Genomic DNA, 25108 nt, shown 5'->3' with positions numbered 1-25108 from the left:
TCAGCCCAGCGCCCGGTCCAGGTTGTACGCCGCGCTGATCAGGGCGAGATGGGTGAAGGCCTGGGGGAAGTTGCCCTGTTGGTTCCCGGTGTGGCCGATCTCCTCGGCGTAGAGGCCGAGGTGGTTGCCGTAGGTGAGCATCTTCTCGAAGGCCAGGCGGGCCTCGTCGAGGCGGCCGGCGCGGGTGAGGGCCTCGACGTACCAGAAGGAGCAGATGGAGAAGGTGCCCTCCTCGCCGTGCAGGCCGTCGGGGCTCACGTGCGGGTCGTAGCGGTAGACCAGCGAGTCGGAGACCAGCTCCCGGGTCAGACGGTCCAGCGTGGACAGCCACCTGGGGTCCTTCGGCGCGATGAACTTCGCCATCGGCATCATCAGCAGCGCGGCGTCCAGCACCTCACCGCCCTCGTGCTGGACGAACGCCCGCAGCTCCTTCGACCAGCAGGCGGTCATGATCCGCCGGTAGATCGCGTCCCGGCACTCCGTCCAGCGCGGCAGGTCGGCGGGCAGGCCGCGGCGGTGGGCCATGCGGACGCCGCGCTCGATCGCCACCCAGCACATCAGCCGTGAGTACAGGAAGTCCTTCCGCCCGCGGCGCGTCTCCCAGATGCCCTCGTCGGGCTGGTCCCAGTTGCCGCACACCCAGTCGACCAGCGCCGTGACATGGTCCCACTGCTCGCTGGAGATCGGCTCGGCCCACTTGTCGTAGAGGTAGATCGAGTCGATCAGGGCGCCGTAGACGTCCAGTTGGAGCTGGTCGGCCGCCGCGTTGCCGACCCGGACCGGCCGCGATCCGCGGTGGCCCTCCAGGTGGTCGAGGCTCCGCTCGGACAGGTCGGTGCGGCCGTCGATGCCGTACATGATCTGGAGCGGGCCCGACGGCTTGCCGTCGCCGGGGCTGATGTGCCGGGAGACGAACGCCATGAACGCCTCCGCCTCCTTCGTGAAGCCCAGCCGCAGCATGGCGTAGACGCAGAACGCCGCGTCGCGCACCCACGTGTACCGGTAGTCCCAGTTGCGTTCGCCGCCGAATTCCTCCGGCAGGCTCGTCGTCGGCGCGGCGACGATCGCCCCGGTGGGCGCGTACGTCAGCAGCTTCAGGGTGAGGGCCGAGCGGTGCACCATCTCCCGCCAGCGGCCCCGGTAGTGGGAGGCGGACAACCAGTCCCGCCAGTAGCGCACCGTCGCGGTGAACTCCCGCTCGGCCTCCGCGTGGGCGCACCCGCGCGGCGCCAGCCCACCGCCGACCCGGTCCAGCGCGAACACGGCCGTCTCGCCCTCGGCCAGCTTGAAGTCCGCCCGTACGTCGCGTCCGTCCTGCTCCAGCGGGACGGTGGCGGTGAGCGCCAGCTCCAGCGCCTCGGACGCGAAGACGGCCACGTCCCCGGTGACGCGCAGCGTGTGCGGGAGGGCCGCGTAGCCGAACCGCGGCGCCACCAGCGCGCGGAACGGCAGCGAGCCGCGCACGCACAGCACCCGCCGGATCAGCCGGTGCCGGTCCTCCCGCGCGGACTCGCCCGACACGGGCATGAAGTCCTGCACCTCGCCGACGCCGTCCCCGGTGAAGTAGCGGGTGATCAGCACGTTCGTGTCGGGGAAGTAGAACTGCCTGGTGCGGGCCGGCACGGCCGCCGCCAGCTCGAAGCAGCCGCCCCGGCCGGCGTCCAGGAGCGCGGCGAACACGCTCGGCGCGTCGAAGCGCGGCGCGCAGTACCAGTCGATGGTGCCGTCCGTCGCCACCAGCGCCACGCTGCGCAGGTCGCCGATCAGCCCGTGATCGGCGATGGGCGTGTACCGCCGGGCGCCGGAGCCGTCGCCCGGCCGGTCCGTCGTCCCGTCCATCGCAGCCTCCTCGGCCGGCGCGCGTGCTCTCCTGCCAGCTTAGGCAGGGGGCGCGGGACCGGCCTTCCGGCGGGCGGCGCACCGGCCGGGGCCTACCGCCGTACGGCCCTGAGGACCACGAACTTCGGGTCCGACGCCACCACCTCGCTGTTGCCGAACAGGCGGCGCAGCTTCACGTGGTAGCCGAGGTGCCGGTTGCCGACCACCCACAGCTCGCCGCCCGGGCGCAGGGTGCGGCGGGCTCCGGTGAACATGCGCCAGGCCGTGGCGTCGGTGGTGGCCTGGTGGGAGTGGAAGGGCGGGTTGTTCAGCACCAGGTCGACGCTGCCCGCCGGGACGCCCGTCAGTCCGTCGCCGACCCGGAACTCGGCCTGCCCGCCCACGTCGTTCGCCCGGCAGGTGTCCTGCGCCGACGCGACCGCCTGGAAGGACTCGTCCACGAACAGCACCTCGGCCTCCGGGTCGGCCAGCGCCATCGCCGTCCCCACGACGCCGTTGCCGCAGCCCAGGTCCACCACCCGGCCGCCGCCCCGCCCGGCGGGCAGGTGGCGCAGGAAGAAACGGGTGCCGATGTCGAGCCGGTCCGCGCAGAACACCCCGGCGTGGTTGACGACCGTCCGGCCCGACACCGGTCCGACGTCCTCGGGGAGCGTGTAGCGGTACGGCCACGGGTTCGGCGGGCGGACCAGCGAGGGGTCCGGCGTGCAGAGGACCAGCCGGGCCTTCTGCTCCGCCAGGGAGGTGCGGGTCGGGCCGAGGATCCGCTCGAACAGCTTCAGCGTCGAGGTGTGGATCTCCTTCACCATGCCCGTGCCGACCACGACCGTGTCCGCGTGCACCGACGGCGCCAGCCGCAGCAACTGGTCCTCCAGCAGCGCCAGGCTCTTGGGCACCCGCACCAGCAGTACGTCGATCCGCTCCGGCGGGGCGTCCCGCGTGGTCAGCAGCCGGACCGTGCCGGGCTCGACGCCGTTGCGGGCGAGGTTGGCGCGGGTGGCCTGCTGGCCGAGCCAGGAGTCGGTGATCTGCGTCGGCCGGTGCGCGGCGAGCGCCGTGACCAGCGCGCCCCACCGGTCGCCGACGACCACGACCGTGCCGGACAACGGCGGCTGCCGGCCGGCGAGATGCCTGAGGAGATACGCGTCGGAGGCGTCCCAGGCGCGCAGCCTGTTCCGCGGGTCCTCGGGGAAGCGGGCCAGCACCGGCTCGCCCCAGGGGGTCGTCATACGGTCGTTCATCGTGCGGCCAGGCTAACCGAGCCCCGGTCCGGTCCGGCCCGGCGGACGGGCGGAGCCGCCGGGGCGCACGCCGCGCACGCCCCACGGGTGTCCCGTGGACGGGCGGCCTGTCGTCCGCGAGCGTCGCGGATCATGGGAGACTCGCCCCCATGAGCGGGAAGGCGGACCCCCGGCCGGCGGGGGAAGGGACCACCTCGAGGACGCGGCTGGACCGGGGGCGCGGGGCGCTCGGACCCGCGCTGGAGCTGGTGCACACCGGACGCGCCCCGACCCGTGCCGTGCTCACCGCGGAGCTCGGCGTCACCCGCGCCACGGCCGGCGCGGTGGCCGCCGAACTGGAGGCGCTCGGACTGATCCGCGTGGACGCCCGGCCCGGCGCCGGAGCCGGCTCCCAGGGACGTCCCTCGCACCGGCTGTCCGTCGCCGAGGACGGCCCCGTGGCGCTCGCCGCGCAGATCCACGCCGACGGTTTCCGCGCCGCCCTGGTCGGGCTCGGCGGGCGGATCGTCGCCACCACGCCCGGCTGCGAGGTTGTCGACGCCGACCCGGCGAAGGTCCTCGGCTCCGTCGTCGCGGCCGGCGCCGAGCTGCTGCGGGAGACCGGCCGGCGGTGCGTGGGCGCGGGGCTCGCCGTGCCGTCGGCGGTCGCCGAACCGGAGGGGCTGGCCCTGAACCCGCTGCACCTGGCCTGGCCCGTCGGCGCCCCGGTGCGGGAGATCTTCGCCGAGCAGGTGCGCGCCGCCGGCCTCGACGGGCCCGCCTTCGCCGCCAACGACGTCAACCTCGTCGCGCTCGCCGAACACCGGCACGGCGCCGGGCGGGGCTCGCGCGACCTGCTGTGCGTGGCCACCGGCCACCGCGGCGTCGGCGGCGCGCTGGTCCTCGACGGCCGTCTGCACACGGGCAGTTCGGGCCTGGCCCTGGAGGTCGGCCACCTCGCGGTCAACCCCGACGGCCGCCCCTGCCACTGCGGCGGCCGCGGCTGTCTCGACGTCGAGGCGGACCCGCTGGCCCTGCTCACCGCGGCCGGCCGCGACCCGGGCCCCGAGATGTCCCTGCTGAAGCAGGCCGACCACCTGATCCGCGGGCAGTACGACGACCCGCAGGTGCGCACCGCCACCGAACAGCTCATCGACCGGCTCGGCCTCGGACTGGCCGGACTGGTCAACATCCTCAACCCCGACCGGATCATCCTCGGCGGCCTGCACCGCACCCTGCTGGAGGCCGATCCCGACCGGCTCCGCGCCGTCGTCGCCGACCGCAGCCTGTGGGGCCGCAGTGGCGGAGTACCGATCCTCCCCTGCACGCTGGACCACAACAGTCTGGTCGGCGCGGCGGAGCTGGCCTGGCAGCCGGTGCTGGACGATCCCCTGGGCGCACTGGCGTAGGGACGACGACCGCCCGACGGAAGGCCGACCGCATGACCGACAAGCTCACCGGTGACGCCCCGGGCACCGGCATCACGGGCGCCGCGACGGCCCGCGACCTCCTCCGGGCCGGGCGCACCGTCCGCGCCTGGAACCGCACCCGCGCCAAGGCCGCCCCGCCGGCCGCCGACGGCGCCCACGTGGCCGGCGCCCCCGAGGAGGCGGTGGAGTCCGCCGACGTGGTCCTCACCATGCCGCACGACGGTCCCGTCACCCTGGGGACCGTGCGCGCCGCCGCCCCGGCCCTCCCGCCGGCAGCCGCCTGGGCGCAGTGCACCACCGGCGACGTCCTCGACGCCGCCGGTGGTGCACTGCGCCCAGGCGGCGTCGAGGACGTCGCCGGGACGGCCGCCTTCGCCCGCGCCCACGGCTCGTGCTTCTACGACTCCCCGGCCCCCGGCGCCCGGGGGCCCGTCGAGGACGGACGGCTCACCGTGCTCGCCGCCGGTCCCGTCGAGGGGCACGACGCGGTGACGCCGGTGTTCGACGCGGTGGGCGCCCGCACCGCGCGGACCGGCGAGGACGGCGCGGAGGCGGGCGCCACCCGGCTGGAGCCGGTCGCCGACAGCCGGGTGCCCGCGGCCACCGCCGCCGCCGGTGAGACCCTGGCGCCGGCCCGCGCCCTCGACGTCGCCCCGGACGCCTTCCTCGCCCTCATCGCCGGCGGACCGCTCGACATGGGCCGTCCGCCCGCCAAGGCACAGCCGGTCCTCGAGGAGCGGCTCCCCCCGGCTCAGTACGCGGTGAGAACCGCCGCCGAGGACGCCGCGCTCATCGTGCGGGCCGACGAGCGCGGCGGCGCCCGCCTCGACGTCGCCGCGAGCGCCCGCCGCCTGGAGCGGGCCGCGGACCAGGGCCACGGCGACGAGGACACGGCAGCCGCGTACCACGCCGGCCTCGGCGACGGACCGGCGACCACCACATGACCATCCCCCCACGATTCCCTTCACTCATCGAGGAGTTCACGTGTCCAAGCCCCCACTGCCGCCGGAGGCCGAGGCGCTGCTGCGCAAGCCCAACCCGTGCGTGATGGCCACCCTGCGCTCCGACGGCGCGCCCGTCTCCACCCCCACCTGGTACCTCTGGGAGAACGGCCGCGCGCTGATCAACTTCGACGAGGGCCGGGTCCGCCTGGGCCACCTCCGCCGCGACCCGCGCGTCACCCTCACCGTCCTCGCCGCGGACGACTGGTACACCCACGTCACCCTTCTGGGCCGCGTCGCCGAGATGTACGACGACGAGGGCCTCGCCGACATCGACCGCCTCTCCCGCCACTACGGCGGCTCCGAGTACCCCGACCGCGAGCGCCGCCGGGTCAGCGCCTGGGTCGAGGTCGAGCGGTGGCACGGCTGGGGCGCGATGAAGGACAGCGACCAGTCCGGCTGACCGAGGAGCCCCTGGACGCGCCGTGCACGTCGAGGGGCCACGGCAGAAGCGGCGTACCGCCCGCGTGCTCCCCGGGCGGTACGCCGGCTGTCGTCGGCCGCGCGATGACCGGACCCCCTCCCGGGGCGGGGCTCGACGTGTCGCCGAGGGGCGACGAGACGGCGGCCGCCCGCACGCCGGTGATCCTCCGGGAGAGCGCGGCGGCCCGGTCCGGCGGCCGGAGCGCGCGCGGCTCCGCCGGCTGCCCCGGCGGCACGTCGTACTCCGGCGCTTCCAGGGCGGGAGCCTGACGCGGACGTCCACCGGCCGCTCGGCCTCCCGGGCGCCGGGGCCGGGCCGGGCGCGCGTGTGCGGGCGCACGTGTACGTCGACGGCGTCCGGGCCGCCGCGGTGGACCTGGGGGCGGCGGCCACGAGCTGCCGGCAGGCGGTCCTCACGGTGTGCCGGGCGGCGGACGCCCGGCACACCGCGAGGACCGTCGGCGCCGGCGGCCGGCCCGCCGTCACCACGGCCGGCCTCGTCCGCGTCCGCCGGCGGTCCGCGACAGCGGTGTCCGGCGGGCGGGAGGTCCGCCGGACACCGCCGCCCTCGGCGGCGCCCGTCGTGTCACCGCCCGGTCAGCCGGGGACGGCGGACCGGGCGGGAGCGGGTTCGGGCCGGTGGGCCTCGGACACGCGGTCGACGAGTGCGACCTCCGTGAACCGCGGCCGGTCCGGTGCGGCGGCCGTGAGGTCCGGCCGCCGGTCCCAGGCCGCCGGTGCGGCGGCCGCGGGCGTCGGCAGGGTGAACCACACGGCCTTGCCCGACTCGCCGTCCGGCAGCACGCCCCAGCTCTCGCTCATGGCGGCCACCATCGCCAGGCCGCGGCCACAGGTGGCGAGCGGTCCGGCGTCCGCGACGGCCGGCAGCCGCGGATCGTGGTCGTGCACCGACACCTTGAGCCGGTCGAGGAGCAGTTCCATCTCCACGGTGCACGTCTTGTCGGGCTGTGCGTGCCGGTGGACGTTGGACAACAGCTCCGTCACACCGAGCGAGGCCCGGTCTATCAGGGGATCCATGTGCCAGTAGCGCAACTGCGCAGATACGATTCTGCGGACCTGGCCGATCCGCGACGGCAGGGCTTGGAGCTCCACCGTGCAGTGCCTGCTCGGATGACTGATCACGGCTGCGACTCCCCGACGTGAGGTCCGGAAGAACACGGAGTACGGATCCAGCAGGGCGCCTGCGTGACGCTGCCGCCTGCTGTCGTGGCCGGCGGGCTGGTTCGCAGCGTTATCGCCGGTAAACCCAGAGTGACGTGAGAACAGCGTGACCCAGCCGATGAGGCGGCGCAACTCGCGGACATCTCAGGCGTCACGCCCCGCCGCCCGGCGGACGGCCTCGACGAAACGCCGGGCCGCCGGCGGACCCGGCTCCCCGGGCGCCGGGTCGTGGTCCCCGAGGGTCAGCAGATACCGGTGGCCGTTGAGGTCGGCCAACGCCCGGCCGTCGGGCGCGAACCACGGCCGGGTGGCCCGTACGGCCTGCACCGGCGCGCTGTCTATCTCGGTGCCGTAGCTGGTGAGCAACTCCAGCCGCCCGTCGCTGATCCGGACCCGTCCGGCCCGGGTGAGCGACCGCAGCCGCCGGCCGATCCGCACGCCCGTGGCCTCGAACTCCGGCTCCGCCATTGCCACCCGCCCCCTCTGTGCGCGTCGGTGGTCCGGACCGCGCCGCGCGAACCGGCCGCTGTCCGGAACCAGTGTGCCCCTGCTCCCGCCGGTGCAGTCTGCCCGCACGCGCCGCCGAGCACCAGAGCCCGAACCCCGCCGTCCGGGGGCGCGGGGGGCACTCGCGCCAATGCGCCCCCACCCGCGCGCCCCCGGGTTCCCAGCCTTGCCTTTCAGGTCGTCAAAGATGTGTTTATGCAGGTGGGAGGTGGTGTGAGAGGTGCTTATGATCGGAGTGTCGGCCGCGCTGGACGCCGGCGGCGCTCAGTGTAAGGAGCCCACTCGTGAGCACTCCCCAACAGACCGTGACCGGAGCCACCCTCGACGTCGACCGCAGCGACCCCGCCTACCGGGCCTGGCTGAAAGAGGCCGTGCGCCGGGTGCAGGCCGACGCCAACCGCTCGGCCGACACCCATCTGCTGCTCTTCCCGCTGCCCGAGCGGTGGGGCATCGACCTCTACCTGAAGGACGAGTCCACCCACCCCACCGGCAGCCTCAAGCACCGGCTGGCCCGCTCCCTGTTCCTGTACGGCCTGTGCAACGGCTGGATCCGGCCGGACCGCCCGGTCATCGAGGCGTCCAGCGGCTCCACGGCCGTGTCGGAGGCCTACTTCGCGAAGCTGATCGGCGTGCCCTTCATCGCGGTCATGCCGCGCACGACGAGCGCCGAGAAGTGCCGCCTGATCGAGTTCCACGGCGGCCGGTGCCACTTCGTGGACGACCCCCGCACGATGTACGAGGCGTCCGCCGCCCTGGCGGCGGAGACCGGCGGCCACTACATGGACCAGTTCACCTACGCGGAACGGGCCACGGACTGGCGCGGCAACAACAACATCGCCGAGTCGATCTTCCGTCAGCTGCGGAGGGAACGGTTCCCGCAACCGGAGTGGATCGTCGCCACCGCCGGCACCGGCGGCACCTCCGCGACCCTCGCCCGCTACGTCCACTACATGCAGTACGACACCCGCATCTGCGTCGCCGACCCGGAGAACTCCTGCTTCTTCCAGGGCTGGACGACCGGCGACCCGGACGTCTCCTGCGACAGCGCCTCCCGCATCGAGGGCATCGGCCGCCCCCGCATGGAGCCGAGCTTCGTGCCCGGCGCCGTCGACCGGATGATGAAGGTGCCCGACGCGGCCGCCGTCGCCGCCCTACGGGCCCTGGAGCACGTCATCGGCCGCAAGGCGGGCGGCTCCACCGGCACCGGGCTGTGGAGCGCGCTGAAGATCGTGGCGGAGATGGCCGCGGAGGGCAGGCGGGGCAGCGTGGTCACGCTGCTGTGCGACCCGGGCGACCGCTACCTGGACAAGTACTACTCCGACGCCTGGCTGGCCGAGCAGGGCCTGGACGTGACGCCGTACGCGGCGGCGATCGACTCCCTGCTGCGCACCGGCGTGTGGCCCGAGGGGCTATCCCGCGAGCCGGCGGTCCAGTGAGGCCATGGCGTCGCGGAAGCCCGCCGCGAGACCCGGGCGGGCCGCCTTCAGCGCCAGCCGGAACGGCGTGACGCCGTCGGCCGCCATCGCCCAGCGCACCCGCGTGCCCGTCCCGGCCGGCCGCAGCCGCCACTCCTCGACCAGGGCGCGGGCGCCCGGCACATTGGTCACGTCGACGCGGTAGGCGTACACCCCGGGTTCCTCGGCCGCGAGCACCGTCTCGCGGAACCGGGCCCCGCCCGCGAGCCGGATCTCCCGGCCCGCGCCGCCGTCCAGCGGACGGGCCAGGGTGACCGGGCGGAACCACGCGGGCCAGCCGGTGACGTCCCGCGCGAGCGCGTCGTACACCGCCGGGGGAGCCGCGGTGATCTCCCGCTCGAAGACCAGGCGCACGGGTGCGACCGAGGCGAACTCCTGCCCCACGGGGCGCAGACGGTGGGCCATCGACTCAACTCCCTGAAGGATCACGCGACGTGCGGCACGTGGACGCGGACGGAGCGGCGCCCCGGTCAGGCGTCGCCGGCCTGCGCCGGCTCGTCCGGGTATTCCTCGGACTCGCCGACCACCACCAGCCGCCGCAGATGCTCGGACACCTCCGCGCGGGCCTCGGCGGACAGTCCGGAGTCCGTGACCAGCGTGTCCACCTGCTCCAGCGAGGCGAACGAACTCAGGCCGACGGTGCCCCACTTGGTGTGGTCGGCGACCACGACGACCCGCCGGGCGGACTGCACCAGCCGCCGGTTGGTCTCCGCCTCCGCGAGGTTCGGCGTCGAGAGCCCCGCCTCGGCCGATATCCCGTGCACGCCGAGGAACAGCAGGTCGAAGTGGAGCGCCGCGATCGCCTGGTCGGCCACCGGGCCCACCAGGGAGTCGGACGGGGTGCGCACCCCGCCGGTCAGGACGACCGTGGCCGCCCCCTGCCGGCTGCCCGAGGAGCGCTGCGCCGCGTGGAAGACGTCGGCCACCCGCACCGAGTTGGTGACCACCGTGAGATCGGGGACCTCGGTCAGCCGGTGGGCCAGCGCGAACGTCGTCGTGCCGCCGGACAGCGCGATCGCCGCGCCCGGCGGGACCAGCTCGGCCGCCGCGCGCGCGATGTCCTCCTTGGCGGTCGGCTCCAGACCGGACTTCGCCTCGAACCCCGGCTCGTGCGTGCTCGCCTCGGCCACCGGGACCGCGCCGCCGTGCACCTTCTCCAGAACGCCCTGCCGGGCCAGCGCGTCGAGGTCGCGGCGGACCGTCATGTCCGACACGCCGAGCCTGCGGGTCAGCTCGTTGACCCGGACCCCGCCCCGCCGCCGGACCTCGTCGAGGATCAGGGCGCGCCGCTGCTCGGCGAGCAGGTTCTGATTCTCGCTCACGTACGCTCCGGTCCCTTCGCCGCACAGCAGTCCGACATCCACCCGCACGTCCACGGCGTCGGGCGGCATGCTCCCGGCACCGGCGCGCGGACGTCCCATCCTCCCATGCCGGGCCCCGGGCGGCGCCACCGGTGGCTCGTCGCGTACATGGCGCTTCTGGTCATCCCCGTGAGGCGTGCGCGCCACACGGACCGGGGAAGTCATGTGACGACGGATGCGCACCGTCCGGGTACGGGAGATCCTGTCCCGCACGGACGGAGCCGACGGGGCGTCACGGGGGAAGCGACATGGTGGAGAACGCGCAGCGGCACAGGCCGGCCGAGGACGGCGGAGCACCGGCCGCCGGGGGGTCCGCCGGGTCCGGGACCGCCCTGGAGCTCCTGGTGCACGGGGTGGGCGGCACCACCCCGGAGCGGATGCTCGACGACCCGCGCACGGTCCGCGTCACCGGCGACGACGTCGCCGCCGTGTTCCGCCGCGCCGACGACGCCGACGCCGAGCGGGACCCCGCCGTCCGCCGTGACGGACCCGTCCCCGAGGCGTACGTCTGGTGCAACCTCACCTCCGGCAACGGCACCCGTGCCCTGTGGCTGCTGCTCCTGCCCTTCATGGTGGTCAACCTCGCCCACTGGATGCGCCCCAGCAGCGCCCACGGTCACCGCCGCACGGTCCGGCTGTACGGGCTGCTGGTGAGGCTGACCGGCCTCAGCCTCACCGTGCTGCTCGTCGCCGCCGCCTGCGAGGTCGCCCTCGACCTGACCGCCTGGCAGTGCGCGGGCACGCCCGCCTGCGCGGACCGGCACTCCTGGCTCGGCTTCACGGCGGCCGACGGCGGCTGGTGGAGCGCCCCGGGCCGCCGGCTCGCCCTCGCCGCCCTGGTGCCCGCCGCCCTCACCGGCCTGCTGTGGTTCCTGTCCCTGCGCACCTGGAGCGCGTACGAGTCGCAGCAGCCGATGGCCGGCGCGTCCACGCCGGAGGAGGACACCGGCCCGACCGCGCTGAACCGGCCCGGCTTCTGGTACGGCCGCCGGCTGGGCGCCCGGCTGCGCGCCGCGCACACCGCCGCCGCGCTGCTGACGGTCGCCGCCGCCGTCGGCTCCGCCGCCGCCCGTCACGACCGCGAGCCGGGCGGTCCCGCCGCCCTCGCCGCCCTGGGCGTGACGCTGGAGGCGGCGCTGGCCGCCGGGGCCTGCGCGGTGGTGTGGGTGGTCTGCCGCCGCGGCCGCAGCGAACACCGCCTCGACGGCGAGGCGGACCGCCGGCTGGTGCGCGCACTGCCTCTCGCCGCCCTCGCCCTGCTCGTCCTCAGCGCGCTGTACGCCGGATGGGAACGCCCCGGCTGGCAGTCCGCGGGCCGGCTGCCGGGCAACGTCACCTTCGGCGCCCTCACCCTCGCGCAGGGCCTGCTGGTGATCCTCCTCGCAGGCGTCGCCCACACCCTGCACCGCACCGACCCCGACCGGCGCGCCGCGCTGCGCGGGCTGGCCGGGCCGGCGGTCGCCATGCTCGCCTGCGCCCTCGGCGGGGTGATGTCCGGCGGCGTCGCGCAGCGGGTGTCCGACTGGCTGGACGGCACCCGCGCCTCCCTCCCCGGCCCGCCGGTCCTGCTCACCTGGCAGGCGTCCGTCATCCCCCCGCTGCTCGTGCTGCTCCTCGTCATGTGCGGCTGGCTCGCCCGCCGCGCCTGGCACCTCGCACGGGCCGAGCGTGCCGTCGTGGAGGACGAGTACCCGGGTGAGACGGCCGACCCCGGCCGCACCCGCCGCATCGCGTCGGTGCGCGCCATGGCCGCCCTCACCGACCGCGGGCCGCGCATCCTCGCCGTCACCTCCGCCGCCACCCTGCTGCTGGGCGCCGGCGCCCTCGCCGGCGCGATGGCCACCGGAAGGACGCCCGGCGAGGCGGCGCGCGGCGCCCACCCCGTGGTGCACGGCGCCGCGCAGACCGCGCAGGCCCTCGGCTCCTGGCTGATCGGCCTCGGCTTCGTCCTCCTCGTCACCTGGGGCCGCCGCGCCTACAAGGACGCCTCCGCCCGCCGCACCATAGGGATCCTGTGGGACGTCGGCACCTTCTGGCCGCGCGCCGCGCACCCCTTCGCGCCGCCCTGCTACGCCGAGCGCGCGGTGCCCGACCTGACCTGGCGGATCGCCACCTGGACCCGCGCCACCGGCGGACGGCTGGTGCTCTCCGGTCACTCCCAGGGCAGCGTGCTCGCCGCCGCGGCGGCCTGGCAGCTCCCGCCGTCCGCCCGCCGACGCGTCGCCCTGCTCACCTACGGCTCCCCGCTGGAGCGGCTGTACGGCCGCTGGTTCCCCGCGCACTTCGGCCCGGACGCGCTCGCCTCCCTGCACCGGGAGGTCGACTGCTGGCGCAACCTCCACCGGCGCACCGACCCCATCGGCGGCCCCGTGCGGCTGCCCGGGGACGGCGGACCCGACGTGGACCGCCCGCCGCTGAAGGACCCCCTCGCCTACGGCCGCACCGCGGACCACCCGCTGCCCGCGCCGATCCTCGGCCACTCCGACTACCAGGCCGACCCGGCGTTCGCGGAGGAACGCCGGCGCCTGCTCGCCCGGCTGCGGCCCGAGATGCCCGCCCCGCGCCGCACCGGGGAGCCCGGCCCGGCGGCGTGACGGCCCGCGCTCAGGACAGCGCGGGCAGGTCCTCCGCGTACAGCAGCGTCAGGTCGTCGGTGGTGGGCTCGTCGAGCTGGGCGACACGGCTCGCGTGCCGCTCCACCATCGCCTCGAACGTCTGCCGCGCCGTGCGCCCGTTGCCGAAGGCGGGGCCCTTGGGTATGTCGGTGAAGTACGTCAGCAGCGCCTCGGCCGCGCCCGGCGCCAGCCGGTACTCGTGCTCCTCGGCCTGCTGTTCCACGATCCGCAGCAGTTCCTCGGGACCGTAGTCGCCGAATGTGATCGTCCGCGAGAAACGGGACGCCACACCGGGGTTGACCGACAGGAAGCGCTCCATCTCGGCCGTGTAGCCGGCCACGATGACCACCACCGCGTCCCGTTGGTCCTCCATCAGCTTCACCAGCGTGTCGATGGCCTCCTTGCCGAAGTCCCGGCCCGCGTCCTCCGGCGAGAGCGCGTACGCCTCGTCGATGAACAGCACCCCGCCGCGCGCCTTCTCGAACGCCTCCTGGGTGCGGATCGCCGTCGAGCCGATGTGCTCGCCGACCAGGTCCACGCGGGACACCTCGACCAGGTGACCCTGCTCCAGCACCCCGAGCGAGGCGAGGATCTCGCCGTACAGACGCGCCACGGTGGTCTTGCCGGTGCCGGGGGAGCCGGTGAACACCAGGTGCCGCTTGACGGACGCCGCCTTCAGCCCGGCCTGCTGCCGGCGCCGGCCCACCTCGATCATGTCGGTGAGGGCCCGCACCTCGCGCTTGACGCTCTCCAGACCGACCAGGGCGTCGAGTTCACCGAGGACGTCCTTCGAGGTGCGCGCCGGGCGCCGTGCTTCCGGCACGGGCGCGGGTGGGGCCGGGGTCTCGGAGGCCGGGGCGGGGACCGTGCCCAGCAGTCCCGTGGTGCGGCCCGTCGTCTGCACCGCAGGCTCCGGGGCGGGCGGATCGGCGCGCAGGCTGCCGGACTCGTCGCTCGTGCAGTCCTCGACGACCGGTCCGCCCGGTCCCGACGTCCCGTCGGCGCCCTCGGCGAACTCGTAACCCCCGCGCGCGCAGCGCTCGGTACGGCACTTGCGCAGTGTCGTACGGCTGCCGTCGATGACGTGGAAGCCGTACCCGCCGCTGCCCGTGACCCGGCAGTGCCCGAAGGTCCCGCGGCCGCCCGCGGAGACGTACACGCCCGCCTCGGCGGGGGAGTCGATCGTGCAGCGCTCGACGGTCGGGTCGGCGCCCTTGGTGACGATGACGCCGGTCCGGGTGCCGTCCAGGGAGCAGTTGTCGAGGGTGCCGCCGCTGCCGTGGTCACGGAACCAGGCGCCCGTCGCCGCCTCCCGGATCCGGCAGTCGTCGAGCTGGGCGGTCGCGCCGTCGCTCACCGACACCGCCGTGTTGCGCACCTGCGAGAGGTCGCTGTCGACGACGTCCGCGCGCGAGCCGCGGTCGAGCACGAACAGGGCGTCCGGCACGTCGTGCACCCGGCAGGACTCCAGGACGGCCGTGGCGCCGTCGCTCACCCACACCGCCGGGTAGTCGCCGGTGCTGTCGAAGATCTCGCACTGGTGGGCGTCGACCCGCGTGCCCGGGTCCCACACCGACAGGCCGTTGCGGCCGAACTGCCGCACCGTGGTGCGGGTCAGGGTGAGCACCGAGCGGGAGCGCAGGTCGACCGCGTTCTCCGGGATGTCGTGGATGCGGCAGTCGGCCAGCGTCAGCACGGCGTCCGTGTCGAGCGTGACGCCGTCCCCGGTGGTGCGGTGCACGTCGCAGTCGGTGAGGTGGGCGGTGGCGCGGCCGGTCACCTGCACCCCGCTGCCGCGCACCTCGTACACCTCGCACCCGACGGCTTCCAGCGCCGAGTTCTCCCCGGTCACGGTCAGCCCGGAACCGGAGGCGTGGTGCACCCGGCAGCGCTCCAGGCGGGGGTGGCCTCCGCCGCGCACGGCGACGCCCGCCTGTCCGGCGGCGACCACCTCGCACTCCTCGAACACCCCGCCCCCGCCGTCCAGGACGGCGATGCCGGCGCCCGCCGGGTTGTCGACCGTGCAGCGGCGCACCGTGGGCCGTGCGGCGCCGCGCACCTCGATGCCGGCCGCGGACCGGCTGACCACACGGATGTCCCGCAGCTCCGGGGTGCCGTCCTCCACCAGCACGGCCGGGGCGGTGGCGTCCTGCCCCTCCACGTGCAGGTCCTGCACCACGGCGGAGGCGCGCACGGTGAGCGGCACCCCGTCCGGCGGCGTGATGCGCACCGATCCGGGCGACCCCTCGGGCCCGCGCAGGGTCACCGCCCGCCGCACGACGAGGTTCTCCCGGTAGGTGCCGGGAGCGACGGTGAGGACGTCGCCCTCGGCCGCGGCCTCCAGGGCGGCGGCGAGCGATGGGTACTCACCCGTGCGGCGCCGCCACCTCGATGTGCCGGTGTGCGTCACCTGGACCGTGCCCTGTGCCATGGTGTTGCCGTGCCCCCACCTCGTCGTACCTGTGGACCGTTCCCGTCCGGGTCGCTGCCGATCGGTTCGGCCGGACCACCGTAGCGTGCGCGGGGGCGGCGAGTTGACCGGAGGCGGAACGCCGTCAGCTGCCGGCTCCCGCCCTGCCCCAGTCCGGACCCACCCGGCCCCACTCCCGGTCCCAGCGGGCGTACCGGTCGCCGAGCATGCGCCGCAGCGCCAGGCGCCGCCCGCCCTCGAACAGTCCGGCGGCCAGCAGCGCGGCCCCCGTGCCCGCCAGCGCCGCGTGCGCCGTCGCCGCGTCCGCGTCCAGCGGGCGCGCGACCCGGTCCCCGCTGCCGTCGGTCCATATGCGGAAGGTGTCGCCCGGCCGGGGGTCCGGCAGGCGCGCCCGCACGGGCTCCCGCCGGTCGGCGCCGTCCGGGGCGGTCCAGCGGGCCAGGACGCGGCTGCCCGGGGCCCCGCCCACCAGCTCCGTGTCCGTGCCCGGCAGGGGAGGTTCGAGCTCGCGCACCACCGTGGCCGTCACCAGGTGACGGGACTGCTGCTGGGCGAGGGCCGAACGCTGCAGCGATGCGTGTGCGGCGCTGCCGGCGAGGACGCCGATCAGCGGTGCGGCGAGGGTGACCAGCAGGAGCGCGGTGAGCGCCAGCCAGGCCTCCGCGAGGTCGGTGGCCCGGCACAGCGGGTTGCGCCGCCAGCGCCACAGTCCGCCGACCGCCCGCACGGCACGCACCCCCTCCCCGGTCTCTCGCCGACCCCTCACGCAGCCCAACGCGCCGGAGCGGGCCCGGGTTCCCGCGCCGCGCGGGCCCGCCCGGCGGTGCGTCAGGCCACGGCCTCCAGCGGGTCGCCGATCCGGAGGGTGCCGGGGGAGAGGGGCACCAGGTTCTGGCCGAAGACGAGCCGGCCGTCGACGGACCGGTGCCGGCCCAGGGTGTGCAGCGGTTCGCGTCCGCGCAGGGCACTGTCCTGGTCGGTGGTGGTGACCACACACCGGCCGCAGGGCTTGGCGACCCGGAACGGGACCTCGCCGATCGTGACGCGGGTCCAGCGGTCCTCCGCCCACGCCTCCGTCCCCTCGATGACGACGTTGGGCCGGAAGCGGCTCATCGGCAGCGGGCCCTCGTCCGCGTGCGCACCCTGTGCGATCAGGGAGTTGAGCCGGTCCAGGGAGGCGGTCGTGGTGAGCAGCAGCGGGTAGCCGTCGGCGAGGGTGACCGTCTCGCCGGGCAGCGCGTACGCGGGGTCCACCGGCCGTCGTACGGCGGGGTCGTCGAGGTGCACGAGCCGTACCGGAGTGCCCAGGAAGCCGCTGCACCAGGCGTGCACGGCCGCGTCCTCGGCGGGGACGACCTCCACCGTGTCGCCGAAGAGTTCCGCCGGGACGGTCGCGCCGGGGGCCGGCACGGGCACCGTGACCGGGTCCCGGCCGGGTGCGGACAGCACGACGCCGCCGCCGGGCAGCGGCTCGGCGGCGGCGAGGGCCAGGCGCGGGTGGCGGCGCTGGGTGACGACCTTTCCCCCGTCGTCGATCAGCATCCAGCGCCGGTCACCGGCCGGACCCCAGCGCTCCACGACGACCTCCCGGAGCGGCAGGCTCCGGAAGGCCTTGACCGGATGAACGTGGATCGAGCGCACACGAGCGTTCCGCATGGGGCCATCGTGCCATCACGGGACGACGGCCCCGGTCCGCTCAGTACCCCCGGTACTGCTGGTTGTTGTACGGGTCCTGGTACGGCGCGGGCGCCGGCCGCGGGGCGGCGGGGCGCATCGCCTCGTACCCGGCGGGCTGGGGCGGGCGCGGCGGCTGCGGCTGGGGGCCGGGGTAGCCGCGCGGCGCGGTGGCCTGCTGCGGGATGTACGGCGTGTGCGCCTGCTGGAGCGGGGCGGGCTGCGGCGCCGCGGGCTGGGGGTAGCCGTAGGACGGCTGGGACGGTGCCGCCGGGAGGGCCGGCAGTGCCGAGGGAAGCGCGGGCAGGTGACTGCCCGGCGCCTCGTACGCGGCGGGGACCCGGATCGGGGCGATCTGCGGGGTGCCCCGCTCGGCCACGAGCGAGTCGTAGATCGGGGTGTCCGGGAAGGCAGCGGAGGAGTAGCCGCCGCCATACATGGAGCGGGGGGAGGTCATGGCACATAAGTTAAGCCCACGATGTGCCGGTTGGGGAGACCGATAAGAGGGTTGTTTTCCGCTCCCTGGGTGACTCGCGGTCCCCAATGCGAGCGAATTTGGGGAAAACGGGCTTTCTGTCGCGTGGTTTTCGTGTAAAGGCCGAGTTCCCAGGGCGTTACCGAGGGTTGCACGGGGCGTCCCACCCGTGCGGCGTGGGCGTCCCACGCCCGGGGGAGCGGGCGGGCCGCGATCAGCGCGATGTCGCCGGCCGCCGTGGGCGTCCGGCGCGCGGGGGAATAGGTTGGGCGGACGCACACCGACGGACGCCGGGAACCGGCCTGGCGCGGCGACCTGTGATGGGGGCGGGACATGTCAATGCCGAAGGGATCGAACACACCGGTGCCGGCCACGGCACTGCGGGTGGACGTGGGCTGGCGCTCGGGCCCCGGCGTCCCCGACGCGGACGCCTCGGCGCTGCTGCTGGCCGGCGGCAAGGTCCGCTCCGACGGCGACCTCGTCTTCTACAACCAGCCCGCCCACGCCTCCGGCGCCGTGCGCCACGAGGGCAAGCGGCAGGCCGGGGGCCGGGTGACCGACGCCCTGCTCGTCGACCTCACCCGCGTCGAACCCGGCATCGAGTCCGTCATCCTGGCCGCCTCCAGCGACGGCGGCCCCTTCGGGCAGGTCCCGGACCTCTCCATCGAGGTGAAGGACGCGGCGAACGGAACCGTGGCCGCCCGCTTCGACAGCACCGGCGCCACCACCGAGACGGCCTTCGTGCTCGGCGAGTTCTACCGGCGCCAGGGCGCCTGGAAGTTCCGCGCCGTCGGCCAGGGCTACAGCAGCGGGCTCGAGGGACTCGCCACCGACTACGGCATCACCGTGGACGAGCCGCAGCACGCCGCCCCGCCCGCCGCGTCCGCCGCGCCTCCGGCCCCGCCGGTCACGCCGGCGGCCACCGTCCCGCAGCCCCCGCCCCCTCCGGCGGCGCCCCAGGCGCCGGTCCGGCTGACGAAGGTGACGCTCACCAAGGCGGCGCCGTCCGTGTCACTGTCCAAGCAGGGCGGCACCTCGGGCTCCCTGCACGTCAACCTCAACTGGGAAGTGCGCAAGCAGTTCTCCGGCTGGGCCTCCAAGCTGGGCCGGGCGGTCGCCCTGCACGCCGACCTCGACCTCGACCTGTGCGCCCTGTGGGAGCTCACCGACGGCAGGAAGGGCGTCGTCCAGGCCCTCGGCAACGCCTTCGGCTCGCTGCACCAGCCGCCCTTCATCCACCTCGACGGCGACGACCGCACCGGCGCCTCGTCGAGCGGCGAGAACCTCACCGTCAACCTCGACCACAAGCACCTCATCCGGCGCATCCTCGTCTTCGTCACGGTCTACGAGGGCGCCCGCTCCTTCGCCGACCTGCACGCGACGGTCACCCTCCGCCCGCAGCACGGCGCCCCCATCGACTTCTCCCTCGACGAGTGCACCGTCCCCTCCACGGTGTGCGCGCTCGCGCTCATCAGCAACGACGGCAGCGGCGACCTGCTCGTCCAGCGCGAGGCCCGCTACCTCGTCCCCGAGCGCGGCGTCAGCCCGCAGCGCACCGTCGACCACGCCTACGGCTGGGGCATGAACTGGACGCCCGGCCGCAAGTGACGGCCCGTCAGCCCTCCTCGGCGGCGGTCTCCGGGCGGGCGTAGGTGCGGCCCTTCCAGGCGGCACCGCGCCCGCGGCGGTGCTGCACCGCCGAGTCCACCGTCATCAGCAGGTAGAGGAACGCGGTCGCCGGCAGCAGCGGGGCGAGCCACAGCGGCTGCCGGCAGTACCGCAGCATCGGGACGTACGTCCCCGCCATCACCAGCCAGGCCGCCGCACCCAGCAGCGCGCACGGCGGGCTCCCCGCCGCCGCGCCCACGGCCACCGCGACCGGCGGCACCAGGTACACCAGCGCCAGACCGGCCACCGTGCCCGCCAGCAGCACCGGGCTGTGCCGCAGCTGCGCGTACGCGCTCCTCGACACCATGCGCCACAGGTCGCGCAGGTGCGGGTAGGGGCGCACGCTGTCCACGCCGTCCGCCAGGCCCAGCCACACGCGCCCGCCGCTCCGCTTGACCGCGCGGGCCACGGCCACGTCGTCGATCACGGCGTGCCGCACGGCGTCCGGGATCCGCGCCCGGGCGGCGGCGTCGGCGCGCAGCAGCACGCACCCCCCGGCCGCCGCGGCCGTCCTCGACCCCGGACGGGCGATCCGGCGGAACGGGTAGAGCTGCGCGAAGAAGTACACGAACGCCGGCACGACCAGGCGCTCCCACGGGCTCTCCACCCGCAGCCGCGCCATCTGCGACAGGAGGTCGAACCCGCCGGTCCGGGCCGCCGCCACCAGCCGCCGCAGACTGTCCGGGGCGTGCGCGATGTCGGCGTCCGTCAGCAGCAGGTACTCGGGGTCCCCGGCGCGGGCCAGCTCCATGCCGTGCCGCACCGCCCACAGTTTGCCGGTCCACCCGGCCGGCGGCTCCCCGGGGGAGACCACGGTGAGCGGCAGACCTCCCTGCCGCCGGGCCAGCTCCCGGGCGAGGTCCCCGGTGCCGTCCGTGCTGCCGTCGTCGACGAGGAACACCTCCGCCCGGCCGGGGTAGTCCTGGGCGAGCAGCGACGGCAGGCTCGCGGACAGCACCGCCGCCTCGTCGCGCGCGGGGACCACCACGCACACGTCCGGCCACGCGTCCGGGTCGCGCGACGCCGGAAGCCGTACGTCCGTGCGCCAGAACCACCCCTGGAACAGCAGCAGCCACAGCCAGGCGGCGAGGGACACGGCGGCACTCCACACGACGGCGCTCACGTGCGCAGTCTGCCCCACGGCACGGCCCCGCAGCGGCTCATCGTCTATCGTGGCCGGGTGAAGATCGCGCTCATGGACTCCGGAATCGGACTGCTGGCGGCCACCGCCGCGGTACGGCGACTGCGCCCCGACGCCGATCTGGTGCTCTCCCTCGACCCCGACGGCATGCCGTGGGGACCCAGGACGCCCGTCGACCTCACCGAGCGCGCCCTGGCCGTCGCCGAGGCGGCCGCCGTGCACCGGCCCGACGCGCTGATCGTCGGCTGCAACACGGCCACCGTGCACGCCCTCACCGCCCTGCGCGCCCGCCACGAGCCCGACCTGCCGGTCGTCGGCACCGTCCCCGCCATCAAGCCGGCCGCGGCCGGCGGCGGCCCGCTCGCCATCTGGGCCACGCCCGCCACCACGGGCAGCCCCTACCAGCGCGACCTGATCAAGAGGTTCGCCGCGGGCGTGACCGTCACCGAGGTGCCCTGCTGGGGACTGGCCGAGGCCGTGGAGCGCGCCGACGACACGGCGATCGACGCCGCGGTCGCCGCGGCCGCCGAGCTCACCCCGGACGACGTGACCACCGTCGTCCTCGGCTGCACCCACTACGAGCTGGTCGCCGACCGCATCCGCGCCGCCGTGCAGCGCCCCGGACCGCGGCCGCTCGCCCTGCACGGCTCCGCCGGCGCGGTGGCCGCCCAGGCCCTGCGGCGGCTCGGCGAGCAGCCCGCCCCCGACGCCCCCGCCACCGGCACGCTGACCGTGCTGCTCAGCGGGCGCCCGGGCCCGCTGCCCGAGGCCGCCCTCACCTATCCGGAGGGCGGACTGCTCCAGGCGGCCGTCCCCGCCCGGACGGCCCAGTAACGGCCCGCGACGCAGGACCGACGGGGCGGACCCTGAGTAGCCTCGAGGCATGAGGGACCACCGCTTTGGCGAGCACGGCCCGTACTCCGAGGTCTGGACCGGTCGCGCCACCGCCCGCTTCCAGTGGTTTCTGGCGCTGATCGGCGTCGCCTGCATGGCGCTCGGCATCGCCCTGGCCGTCGACTCCGCGTGGACGTCCGGTGGCGCGCCGCTCGCCATGGCCGTCGTCGGCTGCATCGCGGCCGGACTCCTGGTGCTGTTCGGCACCCTCGCCTTCGTGCACGTCGCCCTGCGCGTCGACGAGGACCACCTCGAGGTGCGCTGCGGCCACATCGGCGTACCGCGCCGCCGCATCCCGCTGTCCCATGTCGCGGGGGCCGAGTTCGCCCCGCACGTCACGCCCCGCCACTGGGGCGGCTGGGGCTATCGCTGGCGCCCCGAGAAGGGGACGGCGGTCGTCGTCCGCCGCGGCGAGGGCGTGGTCCTCCGGCTCGCGGACGGCCATACGTTCACCGTGACGGTGGACGACGCGGAGGCGGCGGTCCGCGTCATCCGCGACCGGCTGCGGCTGAGGCGGCCGGGGACGAAGTCGTGAGGGGGCGGGCTCCCGGCGCACGGCGCCTCGTCGGCGGGGCGGGCGCGCGTCGCCCCTGATCGGTGGGCGCGCCTCGCGGACGACGTGATCGTGAGGCCGGGCGTCGTCCCGCCGCAGCGCGTGGCCCGTGCCGGCCGGTCGGCCGCAAAGCGGGGCGGCGGGCGCGGCTCTCCCCGGCGGTGATCCCAGGGACGTGGTGCTCCCCTCGCCGAAGCGGCCCGGTCCCACGCCCAGGCCCACGTGCGTCCGGGCCAGGTCGAGCGCATCGCGCCACAACGCCACCCGGTGCGGGGCGAGCCGGCCCCCGAGCGACGTGGCGAAACCTTCCGGCACCGCGTCCCCGGCGACGGCCCAGGTCAGTCCGGCGGCCCCGGCGGCGGCCAGGCCCAGCCCGACGAGGGCGGCGCCACGACGCCGTACCCGGCCCGCCGCCAGCGAGCACCCCAGTACCACCACCGCCGCCACGCACCCCGTGGCCGAACCCGGCACCGCCGCGGTCCGGCCGCCCCGGCGCCGTACGACCGTGCTGTCCCACCCCAGGTCACGCGCCGTAGACTCGCCGGGTGACCGTCACCGCAACCTCCGTCGGCGCGTCGGACCCCATGCCGCCGCGGACCACGCCCTCGGCCCGGCAGAAGTGGCGCGCGCGCCTCCTCCCGCCCGCCGTCGCCGCGCTCGCGGGCCTCCTCCTCTACGTCAGCTTCCCGCCGCGCACCCTGTGGTGGCTGGCCCTGCCCGCCTTCGCCGCCTTCGGCTGGGTGCTGCGCGGCCGGAGCTGGAAGGCGGGCCTCGGCCTCGGCTACCTCTTCGGCCTCGGCTTCCTGCTGCCGCTGCTGGTGTGGACCGGCGTGGAGGTCGGCCCCGGCCCGTGGCTCGCGCTCGTGGTGATCGAGGCGGTGTACGTGGCGCTGGCCGGCGCGGGGATCACCGTGGTGTCGCGGCTGCCCGGGTGGCCGGTGTGGGCGGCGGCGCTGTGGATCGCCGGCGAGGCGGCACGCGCGCGCGTGCCGTTCAGCGGCTTCCCCTGGGGCAAGATCGCCTTCGGTCAGGCCGACGGCGTGTTCCTGCCGCTCGCCGCGCTCGGCGGCACCCCGGTCCTCGGTTTCGCCGTGGTGCTCTGCGGATTCGGCCTGTACGAGCTGGTGCGGCTCGCCGTGAGGGCGCGGCGCACCGGCGCCCCGCACCGGGCCGCCGCGGTCGTCGGCGTGCTGAGCGTCGCCGTGCCGGTGGCCGGGGCGTTCGCGGCGCGCACGCTGGTCGGCGACGAGGCCGAGAGCGGCACGGTCACCGTCGCCGTCGTCCAGGGCAACGTGCCCCGTCTCGGGCTCGACTTCAACGCCCAGCGGCGGGCCGTCCTCGACTACCACGCGCGCGAGACGGAGCGACTGGCCGCCGAGGTCGCCGCCGGCCGTGCCGAGCGGCCGGACATCGTGCTGTGGCCGGAGAACTCCTCCGACATCGATCCCTTCGCCAACGAGGACGCCCGCCGGGTCGTCGACCGCGCCGCGAAGGCCGTCGGCGCGCCGATCTCGGTCGGCGCGGTGGTCTCCCGGGACGGGAAGCTGCTCAACGAGCAGATCCTCTGGGACCCGGTGAAGGGCCCCGTCGACACCTACGACAAGCGGCAGACCCAGCCGTTCGGCGAGTACCTCCCGCTGCGCTCCCTGGTCGGCGCGATCAACGAGGAGTGGACCTCGATGGTCCGCCAGGACTTCAGCCGCGGCTCGGAGCCGGGCGTGTTCGACCGGGACGGCGCCGCCGTCGGCCTGGTCACCTGCTACGAGGCCGCCTTCGACTGGGCCGTGCGCGACACCGTCACCGACGGCGCCCGGATGATCTCCGTGCCCAGCAACAACGCCACCTTCGGGCGCAGCGAGATGACCTACCAGCAGCTCGCCATGTCCCGGGTCCGCGCCGTCGAGCACAGCCGCGCCGTCACCGTGCCGGTCACCAGCGGCGTCAGCGCCGTCATCATGCCGGACGGAAGGATCACGCAGAGGACCGGCATGTTCGTCGCCGACTCGCTGGTGCAGGAGGTGCCGCTGCGCACCTCGCAGACACCCGCCACCCGGTTCGGCGCCCTCCCGGAGGCGGGCCTCGTCCTGCTGGCCGCGGGCGGTCTCGGCCGGGGCGTCGCCGTGCGGGTGCGCGCCCGGCGCGCCGGCGACCGGTAGGGGACCGCCGCACGCCTCCTGACGTGCCCGGACGTGCCCCGGGTGCCCGTTAGGGTCGGGGGCATGGCTACTCCTGACTTCATCCGCACCCTGCGTGCGTCGGCCGGCCACCAGCTGCTGTGGCTGCCCGGCGTCACGGCCCTCGTCTTCGACGACGAGGGCCGTGTGCTGCTCAACCGCCGGGCGGACACCCGTAAGTGGTCGGTCATCGGCGGCATCCCCGATCCGGGGGAGCAGCCCGCCGCCTGCGCGGTGCGGGAGGTCGAGGAGGAGACCGCCGTACGCTGCGCGGTCGAGCGGGTCGTGCTGGTCCAGGCCCTGGAGCCGGTGACGTACGGCAACGGCGACGTCTGCCAGTACATGGACGTCACCTTCCGCTGCCGCGCCGTCGGCGGTGAGGCGCGGGTCAACGACGACGAGTCCCTGGACGTCGGCTGGTTCGCCGCGGACGCGCTCCCCGAGCTGAACGACTTCGCGAGCTTCCGCATCAAGCAGGCCCTTGCCGACGCACCCACCTGGTTCGAGCCCGCACCCACCTGGCTCGGCCCCACGGGAAACGGCTGAACCGTGGGGCGCGATCACGTGGGTGGACCGGGGCGTGCTGCCCAGGGCCGCCCCCGTGACCGCGCCCAGTGCCCTCCCGGCTCCCCACGGCCCTCTCCTCGACCTCGGCGGACGCACCGCGCTCGTCACCGGGGCCGCCGGCGGTATCGGCCGCGCCTGCGTGCTGCGGCCCGCCGCCGGCGCCGAGGCGCCGTTCCTGGAGCTGTCGGCCCGGGGCGCCCCGCCGAGGCCTACGAACAGCCGGTGCTGCCGGCCCGCGCCGAGGGCCTGCCCGCCGAGCGGGCCGCGGCTCTGGAGCGGGCCGAGCTGCTCGCCCTGCGCGTGCGTTCCGCGAGGGAGGAGCGCCGCCGCCGGGAGGCCGAGCTGTCCGCGCTGTTCGAGACCGCCCACGACCTCGCCGGATGCGAGCCGGCCGCCCGCAGGCAGCGCGGCGTCCCCCTGACCTGGCCGACGGGCGCGGGCGACGGAGCCGCGAGCCTGACACGTCGCTCGTTCCTCGAGC

At 75.5% G+C, this 25108-nt stretch carries 21 protein-coding genes and 2 pseudogenes; 12 read left to right on the top strand and 11 right to left on the bottom strand.

Features of this window, described 5'->3' with window-relative positions:
- Positions 1 to 1839 (bottom strand): glycoside hydrolase family 15 protein, encoded by a 1839-nt coding sequence (locus ACWH4W_RS25040; RefSeq protein ID WP_473078104.1) that lies wholly within the window; start codon positions 1837 to 1839, stop codon positions 1 to 3.
- A gap of 92 nt (positions 1840 to 1931) precedes the next feature.
- Positions 1932 to 3065, bottom strand: a complete 1134-nt coding sequence (locus ACWH4W_RS25035) for a methyltransferase (protein ID WP_473078103.1) — start codon at positions 3063 to 3065, stop codon at positions 1932 to 1934.
- A gap of 161 nt (positions 3066 to 3226) precedes the next feature.
- Here ACWH4W_RS25035 and ACWH4W_RS25030 point away from each other — a divergent pair, with 161 nt between their 5' ends.
- From ACWH4W_RS25030 to ACWH4W_RS25020, 3 genes are read left to right on the top strand one after another with little or no spacing between them, the layout of a single operon-like run.
- Positions 3227 to 4465 (top strand): ROK family protein, encoded by a 1239-nt coding sequence (locus ACWH4W_RS25030; RefSeq protein ID WP_473078102.1) that lies wholly within the window; start codon positions 3227 to 3229, stop codon positions 4463 to 4465.
- A 32-nt stretch (positions 4466 to 4497) separates the two neighbouring features.
- A complete protein-coding gene (locus tag ACWH4W_RS25025; RefSeq protein ID WP_473078101.1) occupies positions 4498 to 5430 on the top strand; it encodes an NAD(P)-binding domain-containing protein in 933 nt (310 codons plus the stop codon).
- 40 nt (positions 5431 to 5470) lie between these two features.
- Positions 5471 to 5890, top strand: coding sequence for a PPOX class F420-dependent oxidoreductase (locus ACWH4W_RS25020; RefSeq protein WP_198602621.1), 420 nt, complete (start codon positions 5471 to 5473; stop codon positions 5888 to 5890).
- A gap of 617 nt (positions 5891 to 6507) precedes the next feature.
- Here the strand turns inward: ACWH4W_RS25020 and ACWH4W_RS25015 are convergent.
- Together ACWH4W_RS25015 and ACWH4W_RS25010 are read right to left on the bottom strand one after the other, a co-directional pair.
- Positions 6508 to 7053 (bottom strand): ATP-binding protein, encoded by a 546-nt coding sequence (locus ACWH4W_RS25015; RefSeq protein WP_473078100.1) that lies wholly within the window; start codon positions 7051 to 7053, stop codon positions 6508 to 6510.
- A gap of 183 nt (positions 7054 to 7236) precedes the next feature.
- The gene (locus ACWH4W_RS25010) at positions 7237 to 7560 is read right to left on the bottom strand and encodes a hypothetical protein (RefSeq protein WP_290008823.1); all 324 of its coding nucleotides are present in this window, start codon (positions 7558 to 7560) and stop codon (positions 7237 to 7239) included.
- A gap of 323 nt (positions 7561 to 7883) precedes the next feature.
- Here ACWH4W_RS25010 and ACWH4W_RS25005 point away from each other — a divergent pair, with 323 nt between their 5' ends.
- On the top strand, positions 7884 to 9035 hold the full coding sequence (locus tag ACWH4W_RS25005; RefSeq protein ID WP_473078099.1) for a PLP-dependent cysteine synthase family protein: 1152 nt from the start codon (positions 7884 to 7886) through the stop codon (positions 9033 to 9035).
- Here ACWH4W_RS25005 and ACWH4W_RS25000 read toward each other — a convergent pair.
- Together ACWH4W_RS25000 and ACWH4W_RS24995 are read right to left on the bottom strand one after the other, a co-directional pair.
- Positions 9009 to 9479, bottom strand: a complete 471-nt coding sequence (locus ACWH4W_RS25000; protein ID WP_473078098.1) for an SRPBCC family protein — start codon at positions 9477 to 9479, stop codon at positions 9009 to 9011. The genes ACWH4W_RS25005 and ACWH4W_RS25000 overlap by 27 nt on opposite strands.
- 65 nt (positions 9480 to 9544) lie before the next feature.
- A complete protein-coding gene (locus ACWH4W_RS24995) occupies positions 9545 to 10396 on the bottom strand; it encodes a DeoR/GlpR family DNA-binding transcription regulator (protein ID WP_473078097.1) in 852 nt (283 codons plus the stop codon).
- Between the two features lie 287 nt (positions 10397 to 10683).
- Here ACWH4W_RS24995 and ACWH4W_RS24990 point away from each other — a divergent pair, with 287 nt between their 5' ends.
- On the top strand, positions 10684 to 13029 hold the full coding sequence (locus tag ACWH4W_RS24990) for a hypothetical protein (protein ID WP_473078096.1): 2346 nt from the start codon (positions 10684 to 10686) through the stop codon (positions 13027 to 13029).
- Between the two features lie 10 nt (positions 13030 to 13039).
- Here ACWH4W_RS24990 and ACWH4W_RS24985 read toward each other — a convergent pair whose 3' ends face one another.
- From ACWH4W_RS24985 to ACWH4W_RS24970, 4 genes are all read right to left on the bottom strand, one after another.
- Entirely contained in the window at positions 13040 to 15481 is a 2442-nt protein-coding gene (locus tag ACWH4W_RS24985; protein ID WP_473078095.1) for a right-handed parallel beta-helix repeat-containing protein, read from the bottom strand.
- A gap of 124 nt (positions 15482 to 15605) precedes the next feature.
- Positions 15606 to 16217 (bottom strand): Rv1733c family protein, encoded by a 612-nt coding sequence (locus ACWH4W_RS24980; RefSeq protein ID WP_473078094.1) that lies wholly within the window; start codon positions 16215 to 16217, stop codon positions 15606 to 15608.
- Between the two features lie 92 nt (positions 16218 to 16309).
- Positions 16310 to 17137 (bottom strand): MOSC domain-containing protein, encoded by an 828-nt coding sequence (locus ACWH4W_RS24975; RefSeq protein WP_473078093.1) that lies wholly within the window; start codon positions 17135 to 17137, stop codon positions 16310 to 16312.
- Between the two features lie 40 nt (positions 17138 to 17177).
- The gene (locus ACWH4W_RS24970) at positions 17178 to 17612 is read right to left on the bottom strand and encodes a DUF6643 family protein (protein ID WP_473078092.1); all 435 of its coding nucleotides are present in this window, start codon (positions 17610 to 17612) and stop codon (positions 17178 to 17180) included.
- A gap of 357 nt (positions 17613 to 17969) precedes the next feature.
- Between ACWH4W_RS24970 and ACWH4W_RS24965 the strand changes: the two genes are divergently transcribed.
- On the top strand, positions 17970 to 19238 hold the full coding sequence (locus tag ACWH4W_RS24965; protein ID WP_473078091.1) for a TerD family protein: 1269 nt from the start codon (positions 17970 to 17972) through the stop codon (positions 19236 to 19238).
- A 7-nt stretch (positions 19239 to 19245) separates the two neighbouring features.
- On the opposite strand, the gene ACWH4W_RS24960 is transcribed toward ACWH4W_RS24965, so the two are convergent.
- Positions 19246 to 20439: a glycosyltransferase gene (locus tag ACWH4W_RS24960; protein WP_473078090.1), complete on the bottom strand. Its 1194-nt coding sequence runs from the start codon at positions 20437 to 20439 to the stop codon at positions 19246 to 19248.
- A gap of 39 nt (positions 20440 to 20478) precedes the next feature.
- On the opposite strand from ACWH4W_RS24960, the gene ACWH4W_RS24955 reads away from it, so the two are divergent.
- The 6 genes and pseudogenes from ACWH4W_RS24955 to ACWH4W_RS24930 all read left to right on the top strand — a co-directional run.
- Positions 20479 to 21273, top strand: coding sequence for a glutamate racemase (locus ACWH4W_RS24955; protein ID WP_473078089.1), 795 nt, complete (start codon positions 20479 to 20481; stop codon positions 21271 to 21273).
- A gap of 49 nt (positions 21274 to 21322) precedes the next feature.
- Positions 21323 to 21868 (top strand): hypothetical protein, encoded by a 546-nt coding sequence (locus tag ACWH4W_RS24950; RefSeq protein ID WP_473078088.1) that lies wholly within the window; start codon positions 21323 to 21325, stop codon positions 21866 to 21868.
- A gap of 563 nt (positions 21869 to 22431) precedes the next feature.
- Positions 22432 to 24042 carry an apolipoprotein N-acyltransferase gene (lnt, locus tag ACWH4W_RS24945; protein ID WP_473078087.1) on the top strand — a complete coding sequence of 537 codons (1611 nt, stop codon included), beginning with the start codon at positions 22432 to 22434 and terminating at the stop codon, positions 24040 to 24042.
- A gap of 63 nt (positions 24043 to 24105) precedes the next feature.
- Entirely contained in the window at positions 24106 to 24606 is a 501-nt protein-coding gene (locus ACWH4W_RS24940) for an NUDIX hydrolase (RefSeq protein WP_473078086.1), read from the top strand.
- 55 nt (positions 24607 to 24661) lie between these two features.
- Positions 24662 to 24823: pseudogene (locus ACWH4W_RS24935) on the top strand (3-hydroxybutyrate dehydrogenase); the annotation flags it as partial.
- Positions 24803 to 25008: pseudogene (locus ACWH4W_RS24930) on the top strand (diguanylate phosphodiesterase); the annotation flags it as partial. The pseudogenes ACWH4W_RS24935 and ACWH4W_RS24930, both read left to right, overlap by 21 nt.
- Positions 25009 to 25108: the final 100 nt, after the last annotated feature.

The sequence above is a fragment of the Streptomyces sp. DSM 120436 genome, assembly GCF_055778765.1.
This window is presented reverse-complemented; position numbering and strand designations above follow the sequence as displayed.

Excerpts from the sequence above, each read along its gene's own strand:
- ACWH4W_RS25040 (WP_473078104.1), bottom strand. The coding sequence starts at position 1,839 with ATGGACGGGACGACGGACCGGCCGGGCGACGGCTCCGGCGCCCGGCGG.
- ACWH4W_RS25000 (WP_473078098.1), bottom strand. The coding sequence starts at position 9,479 with ATGGCCCACCGTCTGCGCCCCGTGGGGCAGGAGTTCGCCTCGGTCGCA.
- ACWH4W_RS25030 (WP_473078102.1), top strand. The coding sequence starts at position 3,227 with ATGAGCGGGAAGGCGGACCCCCGGCCGGCGGGGGAAGGGACCACCTCG.
- ACWH4W_RS25025 (WP_473078101.1), top strand. The coding sequence starts at position 4,498 with ATGACCGACAAGCTCACCGGTGACGCCCCGGGCACCGGCATCACGGGC.
- ACWH4W_RS25010 (WP_290008823.1), bottom strand. The coding sequence starts at position 7,560 with ATGGCGGAGCCGGAGTTCGAGGCCACGGGCGTGCGGATCGGCCGGCGG.
- ACWH4W_RS24985 (WP_473078095.1), bottom strand. The coding sequence starts at position 15,481 with ATGGCACAGGGCACGGTCCAGGTGACGCACACCGGCACATCGAGGTGG.
- ACWH4W_RS24965 (WP_473078091.1), top strand. The coding sequence starts at position 17,970 with ATGCCGAAGGGATCGAACACACCGGTGCCGGCCACGGCACTGCGGGTG.
- ACWH4W_RS24990 (WP_473078096.1), top strand. The coding sequence starts at position 10,684 with ATGGTGGAGAACGCGCAGCGGCACAGGCCGGCCGAGGACGGCGGAGCA.
- ACWH4W_RS25035 (WP_473078103.1), bottom strand. The coding sequence starts at position 3,065 with ATGACGACCCCCTGGGGCGAGCCGGTGCTGGCCCGCTTCCCCGAGGAC.
- ACWH4W_RS24950 (WP_473078088.1), top strand. The coding sequence starts at position 21,323 with ATGAGGGACCACCGCTTTGGCGAGCACGGCCCGTACTCCGAGGTCTGG.
- ACWH4W_RS24970 (WP_473078092.1), bottom strand. The coding sequence starts at position 17,612 with ATGACCTCCCCCCGCTCCATGTATGGCGGCGGCTACTCCTCCGCTGCC.
- ACWH4W_RS24975 (WP_473078093.1), bottom strand. The coding sequence starts at position 17,137 with ATGCGGAACGCTCGTGTGCGCTCGATCCACGTTCATCCGGTCAAGGCC.
- ACWH4W_RS24940 (WP_473078086.1), top strand. The coding sequence starts at position 24,106 with ATGGCTACTCCTGACTTCATCCGCACCCTGCGTGCGTCGGCCGGCCAC.